Consider the following 17,224-nt stretch of genomic DNA (forward strand, 5'->3'; position numbering starts at 1 on the left):
CCCGGGGCGGCAACGGCGGCTACAGGGGCGGGAGCTGGGGGAGCGGGCCACCCTCGGTGACGAGGGCCGCGCCCTTGTCACCGCGCCCGGCCAGCCAGCCGAGGAGCTCGTCCAGGGAGCCGGTGACGGTCACCGGGGCGCCCTCGGTGCCCCCGGTCCGCCCGCGGTCGGCGCCGTCGGGGGTACGGAGGGTCACCGGCGGCACCTCGGGGCGGCCGGACCAGCGGTCGGCGAGGAAGTCGGTCTCGCGCAGCAGGAACTCCTCCGGGAGGTCGGCGAGCTCGTAACCGGCGTCCAGGTCGACGTGGTGCAGCGCCACCTCGACCCAGCGGCGGAAGGGCACCCGGGAGGCGCTGTCGGTGACGCCGTTGCGCAGCTCCACGGTCCGGTCCCAGTCGGCGGGCCCGGCGCACACGGCGTCGAAGCGCTCGGCCGTGGCGCGCAGGTCGGCGAGCTGGACGTCGAGGGGGCGGCCCGCGTCCCGCTCGATGTCGGCGTCGCGGGTGGCGCCGTCCTCGTACATCGGCAGGCCCTGGAGCACGTTCACGAGGGCGTCGGCGTTGCGGGCGAGGTGGGCGAGGACGTGGCCACGGGTCCAGCCCGGAAGCCGTGACGGCTCGGCGAGCGCCGCGTTGTCCCAGGAGGAGGCCGCCTTGAGGAGCCGGTCGGTCGCCTCGCGCACGGAGGTCAGGTCACGCACATGGTCGATCATGGCGCCGACCCTAGCGCCGGGGCGGTGTCGCCACTCGTTCGGGTGAAGAGGGTGGCAGAACTCCGGAAATCGAATGTGCGTGCTATAGGCTCGACGGAAGCATCCGGCATCCTTGGTTGTTGGGTGTTCAGGCACATCCGCTCTCTCAAGAAAGGTGCGGACCGGCGTGGCCGACCGTCTCATCGTCCGTGGCGCTCGTGAGCACAACCTCAAGAACGTCTCGCTCGACCTCCCCCGCGACTCCCTGATCGTCTTCACCGGGCTCTCCGGGTCGGGCAAGTCCTCCCTCGCGTTCGACACGATCTTCGCCGAGGGGCAGCGCCGGTACGTCGAGTCGCTCTCCTCCTACGCCCGCCAGTTCCTCGGCCAGATGGACAAGCCGGACGTCGACTTCATCGAAGGTCTGTCGCCCGCCGTCTCCATCGACCAGAAGTCGACCTCGCGCAACCCGCGCTCGACGGTCGGCACGATCACCGAGGTCTACGACTACCTCCGCCTCCTCTTCGCCCGCATCGGCAAGCCGCACTGCCCGGAGTGCCGCCGGCCGATCTCCCGCCAGTCGCCGCAGGCCATCGTCGACAAGGTCCTGGAGCTGCCCGAGGGCAGCCGCTTCCAGGTCCTGTCGCCGCTGGTGCGTGAGCGCAAGGGCGAGTTCGTCGACCTCTTCGCCGACCTCCAGACCAAGGGCTACAGCCGCGCCCGGGTCGACGGGGAGACGATCCAGCTCAGCGAGCCGCCGACGCTGAAGAAGCAGGAGAAGCACACGATCGAGGTGGTCGTCGACCGCCTCACCGTGAAGGACGGCGCCAAGCGGCGGCTCACCGACTCGGTGGAGACCGCGCTGGGGCTCTCCGGCGGCATGGTCGTGCTCGACTTCGTCGACCTCGCCGAGGACGACCCCGAGCGCGAGCGGATGTACTCGGAGCACCTCTACTGCCCGTACGACGACCTCTCCTTCGAGGAGCTGGAGCCGCGCTCCTTCTCCTTCAACTCGCCCTTCGGCGCCTGCCCGGACTGCACCGGCATCGGCACCCGCATGGAGGTCGACCCCGAGCTGGTCGTCCCCGACGAGGAGAAGTCCCTCGACGAGGGCGCCATCCACCCCTGGTCGCACGGCCACACCAAGGAGTACTTCGGCCGGCTCATCGGCGGCCTCTCCCAGGCGCTGGGCTTCCGCACCGACATCCCGTACGCCGGGCTGCCGCAGCGGGCCAAGAAGGCCCTCATGTACGGCCACAAGACCCAGGTCGAGGTCCGCTACCGCAACCGGTACGGCCGCGAGCGGGCCTACACCACCCCCGCCTTCGAGGGCGCCGTCTCCTTCGTGAAGCGGCGGCACAGCGAGGCCGAGAGCGACTCCAGCCGCGAGCGCTTCGAGGGCTACATGCGCGAGGTGCCCTGCCCCACCTGCCACGGCAGCCGCCTCAAGCCGATCGTGCTCGCGGTCACCGTGATGGAGAAGTCCATCGCCGAGGTCTCCGCCATGTCGATCAGCGACTGCGCCGACTTCCTCGGCCGCCTCACCCTCAACGCCCGCGACAAGAAGATCGCCGAGCGGGTCCTGAAGGAGGTCAACGAGCGGCTGCGCTTCCTCGTCGACGTCGGCCTCGACTACCTCTCGCTCAACCGGGCCGCCGGCACCCTCTCCGGCGGCGAGGCCCAGCGCATCCGGCTCGCCACCCAGATCGGCTCCGGCCTGGTCGGCGTGCTCTACGTGCTCGACGAGCCGTCCATCGGCCTGCACCAGCGCGACAACCACCGGCTCATCGAGACCCTGGTCCGGCTCCGCGACATGGGCAACACGCTCATCGTGGTCGAGCACGACGAGGACACCATCAAGGTCGCCGACTGGGTCGTCGACATCGGCCCCGGCGCCGGTGAGCACGGCGGCAAGGTGGTCCACTCAGGACCCTTGAAGGAGCTCCTCGCCAACGAGGAGTCGATGACCGGGCAGTATCTGTCGGGCCGCAGGGCCATCGGCACCCCGGACGTCCGCCGCCCCATCGACCCCGGCCGCCGCCTCACCGTGCACGGCGCCCGCGAGAACAACCTGCGGGACATCGACGTCTCCTTCCCGCTCGGCGTCCTCACCGCCGTCACCGGAGTCTCCGGCTCCGGCAAGTCGACCCTGGTCAACGACATCCTCTACACCCACCTGGCGCGCGAGCTCAACGGCGCCAAGTCGGTGCCCGGACGGCACACCCGGGTGGACGGCGACGACCTCGTCGACAAGGTCGTGCACGTCGACCAGTCGCCCATCGGCCGCACCCCGCGGTCCAACCCGGCGACGTACACCGGCGTCTTCGACCACGTCCGCAAGCTGTTCGCGGAGACCATGGAGGCGAAGGTCCGCGGCTATCTGCCCGGCCGCTTCTCCTTCAACGTCAAGGGCGGCCGCTGCGAGAACTGCTCCGGCGACGGCACCATCAAGATCGAGATGAACTTCCTCCCGGACGTCTACGTCCCGTGCGAGGTCTGCCACGGCGCCCGGTACAACCGGGAGACCCTGGAGGTCCACTACAAGGGCAAGTCCATCGCCGAGGTCCTGGACATGCCGATCGAGGAGGCCCTGGGCTTCTTCGAGGCCGTCCCGACCATCGCCCGCCATCTGCGCACGCTCCACGAGGTCGGCCTCGGGTACGTCCGCCTCGGCCAGTCCGCGCCCACCCTCTCCGGCGGCGAGGCCCAGCGCGTCAAGCTGGCCTCCGAGCTCCAGAAGCGCTCCACGGGCCGCACGGTCTACGTCCTGGACGAGCCGACCACCGGCCTCCACTTCGAGGACATCTCGAAGCTGATCACGGTCCTGTCCGGCCTGGTCGACAAGGGGAACTCGGTGATCGTCATCGAGCACAACCTGGACGTCATCAAGACCGCCGACTGGGTCATCGACATGGGCCCCGAGGGCGGCAACGGCGGCGGCCTGGTCGTCGCCGAGGGCACGCCCGAGGAGGTCGCCTCGGTCCCGGCCAGCCACACCGGCAAGTTCCTCCGCGAGATCCTCGGCGCCGACCGGATCAGCGACGCCTCGGTCCCGGCCGCGCGGAGCGCCAAGAAGGCACCCGCCAAGAAGGCACCCGCCAAGAAGGCCCCCGCGAAGAAGGCCGCGGCCACCAAGGCGACCGCGACCAAGGCCGCCGCCAAGAAGGCGGCGCCCGCGAAGAAGACCGCCGCGAAGAAGACGACCGCCAGGGCCCGCAAGGCCTGACGGACGCCGACACCCGAGGGGGTGGCCCAGCCGACAGCGGCGGGGCCACCCCCTCAGGCGTCGCCCAGCTCGTGCCCGTACGGCGGCTCCGCGCCCGCCCTCGTACAGGTCACCGCCGCCGCCCTGGCCGCGAAGGACAGCAGCTCCCGCCACTCCTCCCGGGACAGGGCCGCCGGATCACGGCCGGCCAGCCCGTGCAGCAGGGCCGCGTTCACCGTGTCGCCCGCCCCGATCGTGTCCACCACCCGCACCCGCACCGCCGGGACCGACACCTCGTACGCGCGCGTGAGGACGCTCAGGCCCCGGGCGCCCCGGGTCAGGACCACCGCGGCCGGGCCCCGCTCCAGCCACCCGGCCGGGGAGCCGCCCAGCCAGGCCGCGTCCTCCTCCGACAGCTTCAGGAGCGAGACGTACGGCAGCCAGCCCGCGAAGCGCTCCCGGTACGCCGCCGGGTCCGGGATCAGGCCCGGACGCACGTTCGGGTCGAGCAGCGTGAAGACACCGTCCCGCGACGAGCGCCGCAGCAGGGCCTCGTACGCGCTCGCGCCCGGCTCCAGAGCCAGCGAGCAGGTGCCGAAGGCCACCGCCCGCACCCCCTCCGGCAGCCGCTCCGGCAGCGTGAAGAGCCGGTCCGCCGTGCCCTCCACGTAGAAGCCGTAGCGCGCCGAGCCGTCCGGACCCACCGAGGCCACCGCCAGGCTCGTCGGCTCGGGCCCGCGCTGGACAAGACCGGTCGCCACCCCCGCCGCCCGCAGCCCGCCGACCAGCGCCTCGCCGAAGGCGTCCGTCGAGACCCGGGAGCAGAAGGCCGCCTCCGCGCCGATCCGCCCGAGGGCCACCGCCGTGTTGTACGGGCCGCCGCCCGGCCGGGGCAGCAGCGGGGACAGCGGGCCATCGGCCCCGTCCGGAACCAGGTCGATCAGGGACTCACCGGCGACGACGATCACGTACCGGAAGGTAACCCATGCCCCACCCGTCACGACAGCCCCGCCGCAGGCCCCCGGGAGCGCGCCGGTATCGTCGTTCGGGTCACCCGCTTCGGGTGGCTTGTCCCCGATTTCCCCCGTGAACCCGTGGAGTGCTCATGTCCGGCCAGTCCACCCGCCGCACCGTGCTGAAAGGCGCCGCCCTCGCCGGGGCCGCCGGGCTGGGTGTCTCCGCCTGCTCCACGGACTCCAAGCTGGGCCACGCCCAGACCCCGACCCCGACCGCACCGGTCGCCCTCGGCGCGCCCGACGAGGTCCCCGTGGGCGGCGCGAAGCTCTACCGCGAGCAGCGGCTGCTCGTGCACTGCCCGGCCAAGGGCCAGTACAAGGCGTTCAGCGCCCAGTGCACCCACGCCGGCTGCGTGCTCGACAAGATCGAGGACAACGAGGGCAACTGCCCCTGCCACGGCAGCCGCTTCGACGTGGCCACCGGCAAGGCCCTCCAGGGCCCGGCGACCGTGCCGCTCCCCGAGGTCCCGGTCCGCGTGGAGAACGGCAAGCTGATCGCCGGCCCGGAGGCCTGAGGCCCCGGGGCGGCTACGCCCAGTCCCACTCGATCCCCAGGATCCCCGGGCGCACCCCCTGCTCCACCAGGTGCACCGCGCGGTGCCGGCCGCTCAGCGTCAGCTCGGCCCGGCCGCCGCGCGGCGCACCCGTCGAGGCCTGCGCGAACCGCCGGCACCGCACCGGCAGCGCCGCCTCGTCGAAGCGCGCCTGGAGCACGTACTGCCCGCCCGCGAAGCTGAAGCCCCGCACGTACTCCCGGCTCGGACCGCCCGTACCGTCCTCGAAGCCGTACGAGAAGAAGTACGTGTCCCCGGCCCGCAGCCGCGTGTCGAAGAGCAGCTCCGCGACCAGCACCCCCGTCTCCGCGTGCCGCCGCACCCGGCCCGTACGGCAGTTCTCCGCCGCCCGCACCTCCACCCGGGACGGATCGCAGCCCGGATCGCCCCAGTGGATCGCCAGATAGCGGTCGATCCCGTCCCGGTGCGCCCGCACCACCTGCTGCGAATCCCGGCCGAGCAGCTCCCGGCCCGCCCCGATCCGCACCCGCTCGTGGTGGCCCACCGTGTGCAGCCCCCCGTCCGCCGGGCTCTCCAGCTCCGCGAGCAGCTCCTCCACGACCCCGGAGGCCTCCACCAGGGAGCGGTACGAGCGGGTCGCCGGGCGCTCCACGTCGGCGCGGGCGGCGGCGTCCTCGGCGAGCAGCCGGGTCAGCGAGTTCCCCGGCAGTTGCAGCACCTCCTCCAGGGCCCGGACCGCCTTCATCGACTCGGGCCGCTGCGGGCGGCGGGCGCCCTGCTGCCAGTAGCTCAGCGAGGTCACCCCGACCTTGATGCCCCGGTGCGCCAGATGGTGCTGCACCCGCTGGAGCGGCAGCCCGCGCACCGCGAGCGCCGTGCGCAGCGCCAGGTGGAACGGGCCGGTGTGCAGCAGCTGCGCCAGATCGGCCTCGGTATGACCCACGAGGACTCCTCAGTGAACGTTCACGTCAGGGCGGACGGAGTGCGGCACCGCCCAGGGCGGGCGGGCTGGTGGACCGGGGGCCGTCGTTCACAGCCGGGTCACACCGTTCACAGCTCGCCGTCACCCCGCATTGAAGCGTGTTGACCCGTTCCGGACAACGGCCGATGCTCCTGACCAGCGTCCGGACGCGCTCCTCTCCTCCAACTCCCCACATCCCCACCTCGGGAGGAACGCGATGCGCAAGAGAAAGCTCACCTTCGCGGCGGTCGCCGCGGCCGCCGCCCTCTTCGTCCTGCCCGCCGTGCCGGCGACCGCCGCGCCGGCCGGATCCGGGACGACACAGAGCGACACCGCGTCGGCGTACGCGTACAAGCGCCTCAACATCACCATGCAGGCCCAGCAGAAGACCAACTGGTGCTGGGCCGGGGCCGGCAACACCATCGCCACCTGGTTCGGCCGCTCCTACACCCAGAACCAGTTCTGCAACGCCGCCTTCAACCGCCAGCAGGGCTACGAGTGCCCCAACTCGCAGGCCACCCTCGGCAACGTCCAGACCGGGCTCAGCTGGGCCGGCATCAACCCCGGCTCGTACGTGGACGGCTGGCTGCGCTACTCCACCGTGCAGACCGAGATCAACGCCAACCGGCCGATCGAGACGCGGATCCAGTGGTCCAGCGGCGGCGGCCACATGCATGTGATCTACGGCTACGACGACGCCAACAGCTGGGTCTACTGGGGCGACCCGTGGCCCTCCAGCGACCGCTACAACTGGGCGTCGCACGACTGGTACGTCAACAACAGCTCCTTCTCCTGGACCCACTCGCTCTACCGGATCGGGGCGTGACGACGATGACCGTACGCACACGTGCCCTGGGCGCGGGCCTGCTGGCCGCCACCGCCCTGGTCGCCCTCGGCGCCGCGCCGGCCGAGGCGGCTCCGGCCCCGGTCCCGCCGGCCGCGCCCACCCCCGAGCAGGCGGCCGCCGCGCCGGGGACCCTCGACACGCTGGCCCGCTTCTTCAGCCGGGACGCCAAGGACGGCGCCGCTCTTGCGCGGTCCGCGGCCAAACCCCGGATCGAGGGCGCTTCGGTGCCGGTACGGATCCTGTCGCCGGACTTCGTCGCCGGGAAGCCGGGCGCGGCCGTGGCCCGCGTGGAGTTCCACGCGAGCAAGGCGGTCGCCGCTGACGGGCAGACGGCCTCGCTGTGGACCGTGCGCGGGGCCGACGGCGGCTGGCGGGTGGTGAACATCGCCACCGGCGACGACGAGCTGCGCTACACCCGGGAGGGGCTGCGGGCGCTGCCCGGGGGGATCGTCTTCCGTGAGCCGCAGATCGACGCGTGGTATGTCCAGAAGGGGGCGAAGGTGCTGCCGCTGGATGAGGATGCGGTGCGGGCGGTGGGTAAGAACGGGGTCACGCTCGCTGTGTATCGGGAGCGGGTGGTGAGGGCTTACGGGGACAAGTTGCCGGGGTCCGGGTATGCGAAGAAGGGGGTGGCGGGTGGGTATGACAGCGCTGCCGCTGTGCCGGAGGCTGCTGACGGGTCTGTCGTCACCGCTGCCTCCACCGCGGCGGGGGCCGGTGCGGTGCTGGCCCTTGGGCTGATAGGTGCTGCGGCCGTACGGAGGCGGCGCGGGTCTGTGGAGGGCTAGGTTCGGGCGACTGGGAGCCTAGGCCCGGCAAGGGGCGCCGTTCCGTTGTGCCCACCCGTTCCGCCCTGCGGAACGATTGCCCACAACGAGGGGGGGCGGAGGTCCTGGCCTCCGTCCCCTACTGCGCCAGATACCCCCCGTCCACCGGCAGCACCGCCCCCGTCACGAAGCTGGCCTCCTCCGAGGACAGGAAGAGGATGGCTGACGCGACCTCGTCGGGGTGGCCGAAGCGGGTCATCGGGTGGGCTTTGGCTACGGATTCCAGGTAGGCGGGGCCGCCCGGTTCCTCGCGGACGGCGGCTACGCGTTCGGTTTCGATCGTGCCGGGGGCGACCGCGTTGACGCGGATGCCGTGGGCGGCCCACTCCACCGCCAGGTGCTTGGTCAGGCCCGTCGCCACGAACTTCGCCGGGCCGTAGACCGCCTGCCGGGCCTGGCCCGCGACGCCCGAGACGGACGAGGTGCAGACGATCGCGCCGCCGCCGGTGAGGAGCATCGCCTCGATCGCGTACTTGCAGGTCAGGAACATGCCCCGGCCGTCCACGGCCATCACGTGGTCGAAGTCCGAGGCGCTCGCCTCGGTGATGTCGAGCAGCGGGATCACCCCGGCGTTCGCCACCAGCACGTCAAGGCGGCCGAAGCGCTCGACCGCCGTGGCGATCATGCGGCGGGCGTCCGCGTCCCGCGAGACGTCCCCGACCACCGTGACCATGTCGTCGCCGAGCGTGCCGAGCCGCTCCGCGTCCACGTCCGTCGCCACCACCCGGGCGCCCTCGCGCGCGAAGCGCAGGGCCGTCGCCCGGCCGATCCCGCTCGCCGCGCCGGTGACCACGCACACCCGGCCCGCGAGCCGTCCTGAAACCTCGTTCGCCATGTCCGGCCAACGAGCGCGCACGGCCTGAGTGTCGGTCCCCGCCAGTAGGGTGGAACCATGGCCGACCCCTCCAGCTACCGCCCGAAGCCGGGACAGATCCCCGACTCGCCGGGGGTCTACAAATTCCGCGACGAGCACCGCCGGGTGATCTACGTCGGGAAGGCGAAGTCCCTGCGCCAGCGCCTGGCGAACTACTTCCAGCCGCTCGCCAGCCTGCACCCGCGCACGGCGACGATGGTGACCACGGCCGCCTCCGTGGAGTGGACCGTCGTATCGACCGAGGTCGAGGCGCTACAGCTGGAGTACACCTGGATCAAGGAGTTCGACCCCCGGTTCAATGTGAAGTACCGGGACGACAAGTCCTATCCGTATCTCGCCGTCACGCTCGACGAGGAGTATCCGCGCGTCCAGGTCATGCGGGGCCACAAGAAGAAGGGCGTGCGCTACTTCGGGCCGTACGGGCACGCCTGGGCGATCCGCGAGACCGTCGACCTGATGCTGCGCGTGTTCCCGGTGCGTACCTGCTCGGCGGGGGTCTTCCGGAATGCCGCCTCGGCGGGACGGCCGTGCCTGCTCGGCTACATCGGCAAGTGCTCGGCGCCCTGCGTCGGCCGGGTCACCCCCGAGGAGCACCGCGAACTGGCGGAGGACTTCTGCGACTTCATGACCGGCCGCACCGGCACGTATCTGCGGCGTCTGGAGAAGGAGATGACGCTCGCGGCCGAGGACATGGAGTACGAGAGGGCCGCCCGGCTGCGCGACGACATAGGGGCCCTGCGCAAGGCCATGGAGAAGAGCGCGGTCGTCCTCGCCGACGCCACCGACGCCGACCTGATCGCGCTCGCCGAGGACGAGCTGGAGGCCGCCGTCCAGATCTTCCACGTGCGCGGCGGCCGGGTGCGCGGCCAGCGCGGCTGGGTCACGGACAAGGTCGAGGCCGTCGACACCGCCGGGCTCGTCGAGCACGCCCTCCAGCAGCTGTACGGCGAGGAGAGCGGCGAAGGCGTCCCCAAGGAGGTCCTGGTCCCCGCCCTGCCCGAGGACGCCGAGGCGGTCAGCGCCTGGCTCGCCGGGCGCCGGGGGTCCAACGTCTCGCTGCGGGTCCCGCAGCGCGGCGACAAGAAGGACCTGATGGAGACCGTCGCGCGCAACGCGCAGCAGGCCCTCGTGCTGCACAAGACCAAGCGGGCCAGCGACCTCACCACCCGCTCCCGGGCCCTGGAGGAGATCGCCGACGCCCTCGACCTGGACTCGGCGCCGCTGCGCATCGAGTGCTTCGACATCTCCCACCTCCAGGGCGAGGACGTCGTGGCCTCCATGGTCGTCTTCGAGGACGGACTGCCCCGCAAGGGGGAGTACCGCCGCTTCCAGATCAAGGGCTTCGAGGGGCAGGACGACGTCCGCTCCATGCACGAGGTGATCAGCCGCCGGTTCAAGCGCTACCTCGCCGAGAAGGAGAAGACCGGCGAGTGGGTCGACGGCGAGGTCCCGGCGGACGAGGGGCCCGAGGGCCGGGAGGACGACGGGCGGCCCAAGCGCTTCGCGTACCCGCCGCAGCTCGTCGTGGTCGACGGCGGGCAGCCGCAGGTGGCGGCGGCCCGGCGGGCCCTGGACGAGCTCGGCATCGACGACATCGCCGTCTGCGGGCTCGCCAAGCGCCTGGAGGAGGTCTGGCTGCCCGGCGACGACGACCCGGTGGTGCTGCCCCGCTCCAGCGAGGGCCTGTACCTCCTCCAGCGGGTACGTGACACGGCTCACGATTTCGCCATCCGCTACCAGCGCTCCAAGCGGAACAAACGCATCCGCAGCAGCCCCCTGGACGCCGTCCCGGGCCTGGGCGAGACGCGCAAACAGGCACTCATCAAGCATTTCGGCTCGGTCAAACGCCTCCGACAGGCGACAATCGAGCAGATCTGCGAGGTCCCCGGCATGGGCCGCAAGACGGCGGAGGCCGTGGCGGTGGCCCTCGCGCAGGCGGCCCCGGCCGCGCCCGCCGTGAACACGGCAACAGGAGAGATCATGGAAGACGACGGGGGCACCACGGCATGACCACGCACGACCAGCAGGACCCGCAGCACACGCACAACGAGCACGAAGACGGAGCGCCAGACATGGATACGGGCACCACGGAGCCCGCGGGCGACGCCAACGCCGACGCGGCCATCCCCGAACTGGTGATCATCTCCGGCATGTCCGGAGCCGGCCGGTCCACCGCCGCGAAGTGCCTGGAGGACCTCGGCTGGTTCGTCGTCGACAACCTGCCGCCCGCGCTGATCCCCACCATGGTGGAGCTCGGCGCCCGCTCCCAGGGCAACGTCGCCCGCATCGCGGTCGTCGTCGACGTCCGCGGCCGGCAGTTCTTCGACAACCTCCGCGACTCCCTCGCCGACCTCGACTCCAAGCAGGTCACCCGCCGGATCGTCTTCCTGGAGTCCTCCGACGACGCCCTGGTCCGGCGCTTCGAGTCGGTCCGCCGCCCGCACCCCCTCCAGGGCGACGGGCGCATCGTCGACGGCATCGCCGCCGAGCGCGACCTGCTGCGCGAGCTGCGCGGCGACGCCGACCTGGTGATCGACACCTCCAGCCTCAACGTCCACGAGCTGCGCGCCAAGATGGACGCCCAGTTCGCCGGCGAGGAGGAGCCCGAGCTGCGGGCCACCGTGATGTCCTTCGGGTTCAAGTACGGACTGCCCGTCGACGCCGACCTCGTCGTCGACATGCGCTTCCTGCCCAACCCGCACTGGGTCCCCGAGCTGCGCCCCTTCACCGGTCTGAACGAAGAGGTCGCCAACTACGTCTACAACCAGCCCGGCGCCAAGGAGTTCCTGGACCGCTACACCGAGCTGCTCCAGCTGATCGCCGCCGGATACCGCCGCGAGGGCAAGCGGTACGTGACGATCGCCGTCGGCTGCACGGGCGGCAAACACCGCTCCGTGGCCACCGCCGAGAAGCTGGCCGCCCGGCTCGCCTCGGAGGGCGTCGAGACCGTCGTCGTCCACCGGGACATGGGGCGCGAGTGAAGCCGTACAAACGGCGCGCTTCCACCCTGTCGGTGCGGCGCGCGCTCCGCAGGCGCGGTGCCCAGCCCAAGGTGGTCGCGCTCGGCGGCGGGATGGGGCTCTCCGCCTCCCTCGCCGCCCTGCGCCGCATCACCGGCGACCTGACCGCCGTGGTCACCGTCGCCGACGACGGGGGCTCCAGCGGCCGGCTCCGCGAGGAGCTGGGCGTGCTGCCCCCCGGCGACCTGCGCAAGGCGCTCGCGGCGCTCTGCGGCGACGACGACTGGGGCCAGACCTGGGCCCGGGTGATCCAGCACCGCTTCCAGTCCAAGGGCGAGATGCACGGCCACGCGGTCGGCAACCTGCTGATCGTCGCCCTCTGGGAGCAGCTCGGCGACCCCGTCCAGGCCCTCGACCTGGTCGGCAGGCTGCTCGGCGCGCACGGCCGGGTGCTGCCCATGTCCGCCGTGCCGCTGGAGCTCCAGGCCCTGGTCAAGGGCCATGACCCGGAGCGCCCGCTCGACGTCGACACCGTGGCCGGCCAGGCCACCGTGGCCCTCACCCCCGGCGAGGTGCAGTCCGTGCACCTGGTGCCGCACGACCCGCCGGCCGTGCCCGAGGCCGTCGAGGCGGTCCTGGACGCGGACTGGGTGGTGCTCGGCCCGGGGTCCTGGTTCTCCTCGGTGATCCCGCACCTTCTGGTCCCCGAGCTGCTCGACGCCCTGGTGGAGACCAAGGCCCGTCGGGTGCTCTCGCTGAACCTCGCGCCGCAGCCCGGAGAAACAGAGGGCTTCTCTCCGCAGCGTCATTTGGAGGTTTTGGCACGACACGCCCCTAAACTCGCCCTGGACGTGGTGCTGGCCGACGAGGCCGCCGTGCCCGATCGCGAGTCCCTCGCCGATGCCGCCAAGCGGCTCGGCGCCGCGGTCGAGCTGGCGCCGGTGGCCAGGCCCGACGGTGCTCCGAAGCATGACCCGGAGCTGTTGGCCGCCGCGTACGACCGTATTTTTCGGATGCATGGAAGGATCGGCCCATGGCGATGACGGCAGCGGTGAAGGACGAGATCTCCCGGCTTCCCGTCACCCGGACCTGCTGCAGGAAGGCAGAGGTCTCGTCGATCCTGCGGTTCGCGGGCGGGCTGCACCTGGTGAGCGGCCGGATCGTGATCGAGGCGGAGCTCGACACCGCGATGGCGGCGCGCCGCCTCAAGCGGGACATCCTGGAGATCTTCGGGCACAGCTCGGAGCTGATCGTGATGGCCCCCGGCGGACTGCGCCGGGGCTCGCGCTTCGTGGTGCGCGTGGTGGCGGGCGGCGACCAGCTGGCCCGCCAGACCGGCCTGGTGGACGGCCGCGGCCGTCCGATCCGGGGCCTGCCCCCGCAGGTCGTGTCGGGTGCCACCTGTGACGCGGAGGCGGCCTGGCGCGGCGCCTTCCTGGCGCACGGCTCGCTGACCGAGCCGGGCCGCTCCTCCTCCCTGGAGGTGACCTGCCCCGGCCCCGAGGCCGCCCTCGCCCTGGTCGGCGCGGCCCGCAGGCTCTCCATCGCGGCCAAGGCCCGCGAGGTACGGGGCGTGGACCGGGTGGTGGTCCGCGACGGCGACGCCATCGGGGCCCTGCTCACCCGGCTCGGCGCGCACGAGTCGGTGCTGGCCTGGGAGGAGCGGCGGATGCGCCGCGAGGTGCGCGCCACCGCCAACCGGCTGGCCAACTTCGACGACGCCAACCTGCGCCGCTCGGCCCGCGCGGCGGTCGCCGCGGGCGCCCGGGTGCAGCGGGCCCTGGAGATCCTCGCCGACGAGGTGCCCGAGCACCTCGCCGCCGCGGGCCGGCTGCGCATGGAGCACAAGCAGGCCTCCCTGGAGGAGCTGGGCGCGCTCGCCGACCCGCCGCTGACCAAGGACGCGGTGGCCGGCCGGATCCGCCGGCTGCTCGCCATGGCCGACAAGCGGGCGCAGGACCTGGGCATTCCCGGGACCGAGTCCAACCTGACGGAGGAGCTGGACGACAGCCTCGTCGGCTGACCCGTCACCGGAACGGCCGCAGAACGGCCGATTCCGCTCAACTCACCGCTGCCGGTGCCTTTCTGAGGCACCGGCAGCTTCCGTTCGCCGCGCCGTACGCACCCTTGACGAAGCCCGTGAGTCACCACGAGCCTGACGTCTGTTCACTTTCGTGGCAGACAAGAGCAAGGGGGGCTTATGAGACGCAGAGCAAGAGCGGTGCTCGCCGCCGGGTCACTGCTGATCGCGGGACTGGTGGCGGCACCCGTCGCCGGAGCACAGCCGAACACCGACGGCTCGGCCCAGGGCGACGGGCTCTCCGTCTGGCGTGCCAAGGTCAGCAAGGAGCAGGTGCCGCTCCTCCTCGACGCCGGCACCGACGCCCGTGAACTGACCGAGCAGGTGCCCGCCAAGGGCTCCGCCACCGTCGAGCTCTACCTCACCGGGGAGCAGGCCGGGAAGCTGCGGAGCGAGGGCGTCGAGATCACCGAGCACACCCTCACCGCCCAGGCGGAGAAGCGGGTCGCGAACGCCGGCGACGGCGTCTTCCGCCCGTACGGCGGCCCCGGCGGCCTCAAGCAGGAGATCCTGGACACCGCGCGGGCGAACCCCGGGATCACCAAGGTCGTCTCCATCGGCAAGACGGTCAAGGGCCAGGACATCCTCGCCCTCAAGATCAGCAAGGGCGCCGCGAAGACCAAGGACGGCTCGCGGCCCGCCACGCTCTACATGTCCAACCAGCACGCCCGCGAGTGGATCACCCCCGAGATGACCCGGCGGCTGATGCACTACTACCTGGACGGCTACGGCAAGGACAGCCGGCTGACGCGGCTGGTCGACACCACCGAGCTGTGGTTCGTGCTCTCCGCCAACCCGGACGGCTACGACTACACCCACGCCGACCCGGCCAACCGCCAGTGGCGCAAGAACCTGCGCGACAACAACGGCGACGGTCGCATCGAGTCCGGCGACGGCGTCGACCTCAACCGCAACTTCGCCTACAAGTGGGGCTACGACAACGAGGGCTCCTCGCCCGACCAGGCCGACGAGACCTTCCGCGGCCCCGGACCGAACTCCGAGCCCGAGACCCGCGCCCTCGACCGCTTCGAGAAGCGCATCGGCTTCCAGTACGGCATCAACTACCACTCCGCCGCCCAGCTGCTGCTCTACGGCGTGGGCTGGCAGGTCGCCACCGACACCCCCGACGACGTGGCCCTCAAGGCGCTCGCCGGCACCCCGCAGAAGTCCGCGGTCCCCGGCTACCGCCCGCAGGTCTCCTCGGAGCTCTACATCACCAACGGCGAGGCCGACGGACACGCCGCCAACGTCAACGGGATGCAGATGTTCACCCCGGAGATGTCGACCTGCGCCACCGCCTCCCGCGTCGACCCGAACGACGCCTGGAACGCGGCGGACTGCGCCTCGGTCTTCACCTTCCCCGACGACGAGAAGCTGATCCAGGCCGAGTTCGCCAAGAACATCCCCTTCGCGCTCGCCGTCGCCGAGACCGCCGCCCACCCGGACCGGCCCGTCTCCCCGGTGGGCATCGAGGCCCCCGACTTCACCCCGGACACCTTCGCCACCTCCTACGCCGCCCGCGGCCAGGAGCAGGAGGTCGCCGTCACCGCCCGCAAGTCGCTGCGCGCCAAGACCCTGAACTACCGGATCAACGGCGGCCGCACCGAGCGCGAGGGCCTGGAGCCCTGGAAGGGCGGCAAGACCTTCGGGGGCGAGGACAACCTCTACTTCGACCAGTACCGCGCCGAGGTCGAGGGCGCGAAGCCGGGCGACAAGGTCGAGGTCTGGTACACGGCCCGCACCCGCGAGGGCAAGGCCACCGCGTCCACCCCGTTCACGTACACCGTGGCCGAACGGCCCCGCGGCGACGTTCTCGTCCTCGCAGAGGAGGGCGGCACCACCGCCGCGAAGAACACCGACGCCTATGTGAAGGCGCTCGGCGCGGGCGGCCGCAAGGCCGCCGTCTGGGACGTCGCCACCCAGGGCGCCCCGCACCCCCTCGGCGTACTGAGCCACTTCCGTGCCGTCGTCTGGTACACCGGCGCCGAACAGCCCTCCGGGAGCACGCTGCTCGCCGTCCGCGCCTACCTCAACGAGGGCGGCAAGCTGGTCAACGCGGGCGAGAAGTCCGGCGGCCTGGTCACGATCGGCCGCGCCGAGTCCAACGACTTCGCCCAGTACTACCTCGGCGCCTACCGCAGGGCCGGCCTCAACGGCCCCGTCTCCTTCGCCGGATCCGGCCGCCTCGGCGGCGCGGGCGCGCCCCTGGGCGCGGCGGAGGGCAACCCGCTCGACAACGCGGGCGCCTACACCGTCACCTCCGACACCCTGAAGCCCGACCTGTTCCCGCAGTTCGCGAGCAGCGCCTCGGCGGGCGACTACCCGGGCATCCGCACCCCGTTCGAGCCCTACGAGGGCAGCCGCTTCGCGGCCCTGCGCCACTCGGACAACACCTGGGCGCGGCTCGCCAGGACCGTGGACCTCACCGGCGTCGCCGCCGCCTCGCAGCCGAACCTGACCTTCCAGGTCAGCTACGACACCGAGCCGGGGTACGACAACCTGATCGTCGAGGCCCACACCGTCGGCCAGGACGACTGGACCACCCTGCCCGACGCCAACGGCGGCACCTCCGCCGAGCCGCCCGCCGACTGCGGCGAGGGCTACTACGTGCGCGGGCACCCCTTCCTCGCCCACTACCTGACCGTCGGCCAGGACGGCTGCGCCGCGACCGGCACCACCGGCGCCTGGAACGCCTTCACCGGCCCGTCCAACGGCTGGCGGCAGGCGAAGGTCGACCTGAGCGCCTACGCGGGCAAGCGGGTCGAGCTGGCGATCTCGTACGTCTCCGACCCCGGCACCGGCGAGATGGGCGCCTTCGTCGACGACCTCCGGCTCACCGCCGGGGCCACCACCGACACCGAGGGCTTCGAGACCGGGACCGGCGACTGGTCCGTACCGGGCGCGCCGGCCGGCAGCCCCGGGAACGGATCCGACTGGACCCGTTCCGAGGCGCTCTTCCACTCGCAGGCATCGGTCACCACCCGTGACACCGTGCTCTTCGGCTTCGGTCTGGAGCACGTCCCGAATGCGGCGGATCGGGCGGCTCTGCTCGGAAAGGCCCTTAATTCGCTCCGACGCTGATCCGGGCGCTCAGTCGAGCGCACGTTTTCGTCACTCTCCGTAGTGGGGGCGAAGGTCCCGCGACAGCCCTTACCTCTTGGGAGGTAAGGGCTGTCGGCCTTTTTACGGCACTTTCCGGGCTCGGACGGCTGCGCTGGATGTCACTCTCGGGCGCAAGGAGAGGTAGG

13 protein-coding genes are annotated in these 17,224 nt (G+C 72.0%); 9 read left to right on the forward strand and 4 right to left on the reverse strand.

Annotation, left to right across the window (positions count from 1 at the left end; all coding sequences use genetic code 11):
• Positions 1-19 precede the first annotated feature (19 nt).
• Positions 20-712, reverse strand: coding sequence for a maleylpyruvate isomerase family mycothiol-dependent enzyme (locus ABTZ54_RS19660; RefSeq protein WP_351664793.1), 693 nt, complete (start codon positions 710-712; stop codon positions 20-22).
• Positions 713-878: 166 nt separating this feature from the next.
• Here ABTZ54_RS19660 and uvrA point away from each other — a divergent pair, with 166 nt between their 5' ends.
• Entirely contained in the window at positions 879-3,917 is a 3,039-nt protein-coding gene (gene uvrA / locus ABTZ54_RS19665) for an excinuclease ABC subunit UvrA (RefSeq protein WP_351664795.1), read from the forward strand.
• Positions 3,918-3,970: 53 nt separating this feature from the next.
• Here the strand turns inward: uvrA and ABTZ54_RS19670 are convergent, their stop codons facing one another.
• Entirely contained in the window at positions 3,971-4,864 is an 894-nt protein-coding gene (locus ABTZ54_RS19670; protein ID WP_351664797.1) for a carbohydrate kinase family protein, read from the reverse strand.
• Positions 4,865-5,001: 137 nt separating this feature from the next.
• Between ABTZ54_RS19670 and ABTZ54_RS19675 the strand changes: the two genes are divergently transcribed.
• Entirely contained in the window at positions 5,002-5,427 is a 426-nt protein-coding gene (locus ABTZ54_RS19675; protein WP_351664799.1) for a Rieske (2Fe-2S) protein, read from the forward strand.
• A gap of 13 nt (positions 5,428-5,440) precedes the next feature.
• Here the strand turns inward: ABTZ54_RS19675 and ABTZ54_RS19680 are convergent, their stop codons facing one another.
• The gene (locus tag ABTZ54_RS19680) at positions 5,441-6,370 is read right to left on the reverse strand and encodes a hypothetical protein (RefSeq protein ID WP_351664801.1); all 930 of its coding nucleotides are present in this window, start codon (positions 6,368-6,370) and stop codon (positions 5,441-5,443) included.
• Between the two features lie 235 nt (positions 6,371-6,605).
• On the opposite strand from ABTZ54_RS19680, the gene ABTZ54_RS19685 reads away from it, so the two are divergent.
• On the forward strand, positions 6,606-7,214 hold the full coding sequence (locus tag ABTZ54_RS19685) for a papain-like cysteine protease family protein (protein ID WP_351664803.1): 609 nt from the start codon (positions 6,606-6,608) through the stop codon (positions 7,212-7,214).
• A gap of 5 nt (positions 7,215-7,219) precedes the next feature.
• On the forward strand, positions 7,220-8,023 hold the full coding sequence (locus ABTZ54_RS19690; protein WP_351664805.1) for a hypothetical protein: 804 nt from the start codon (positions 7,220-7,222) through the stop codon (positions 8,021-8,023).
• 118 nt (positions 8,024-8,141) lie between these two features.
• Here ABTZ54_RS19690 and ABTZ54_RS19695 read toward each other — a convergent pair whose 3' ends face one another.
• A complete protein-coding gene (locus tag ABTZ54_RS19695; protein ID WP_351664807.1) occupies positions 8,142-8,918 on the reverse strand; it encodes an SDR family NAD(P)-dependent oxidoreductase in 777 nt (258 codons plus the stop codon).
• Between the two features lie 36 nt (positions 8,919-8,954).
• Between ABTZ54_RS19695 and uvrC the strand changes: the two genes are divergently transcribed.
• The 5 genes from uvrC to ABTZ54_RS19720 all read left to right on the forward strand — a co-directional run bounded on the left by uvrC (position 8,955) and on the right by ABTZ54_RS19720 (position 17,057).
• Positions 8,955-10,946 (forward strand): excinuclease ABC subunit UvrC, encoded by a 1,992-nt coding sequence (gene uvrC / locus ABTZ54_RS19700; RefSeq protein WP_351664809.1) that lies wholly within the window; start codon positions 8,955-8,957, stop codon positions 10,944-10,946.
• Positions 10,943-11,917, forward strand: coding sequence for an RNase adapter RapZ (gene rapZ / locus ABTZ54_RS19705; protein ID WP_351664811.1), 975 nt, complete (start codon positions 10,943-10,945; stop codon positions 11,915-11,917). Before uvrC ends, rapZ begins: the two co-directional genes overlap by 4 nt.
• Positions 11,914-12,939 carry a gluconeogenesis factor YvcK family protein gene (locus tag ABTZ54_RS19710; protein WP_351664813.1) on the forward strand — a complete coding sequence of 342 codons (1,026 nt, stop codon included), beginning with the start codon at positions 11,914-11,916 and terminating at the stop codon, positions 12,937-12,939. The genes rapZ and ABTZ54_RS19710 overlap by 4 nt, the downstream gene beginning before the upstream one ends.
• A complete protein-coding gene (gene whiA, locus ABTZ54_RS19715; protein ID WP_046911893.1) occupies positions 12,930-13,919 on the forward strand; it encodes a DNA-binding protein WhiA in 990 nt (329 codons plus the stop codon). Before ABTZ54_RS19710 ends, whiA begins: the two co-directional genes overlap by 10 nt.
• A 177-nt stretch (positions 13,920-14,096) precedes the next feature.
• Entirely contained in the window at positions 14,097-17,057 is a 2,961-nt protein-coding gene (locus ABTZ54_RS19720; protein ID WP_351664815.1) for a M14 family metallopeptidase, read from the forward strand.
• The last annotated feature ends 167 nt before the right edge of the window (positions 17,058-17,224 follow it).

The sequence above is a fragment of the Streptomyces sp. NPDC094032 genome (assembly GCF_040303965.1).
GTDB lineage: Bacteria > Actinomycetota > Actinomycetes > Streptomycetales > Streptomycetaceae > Streptomyces.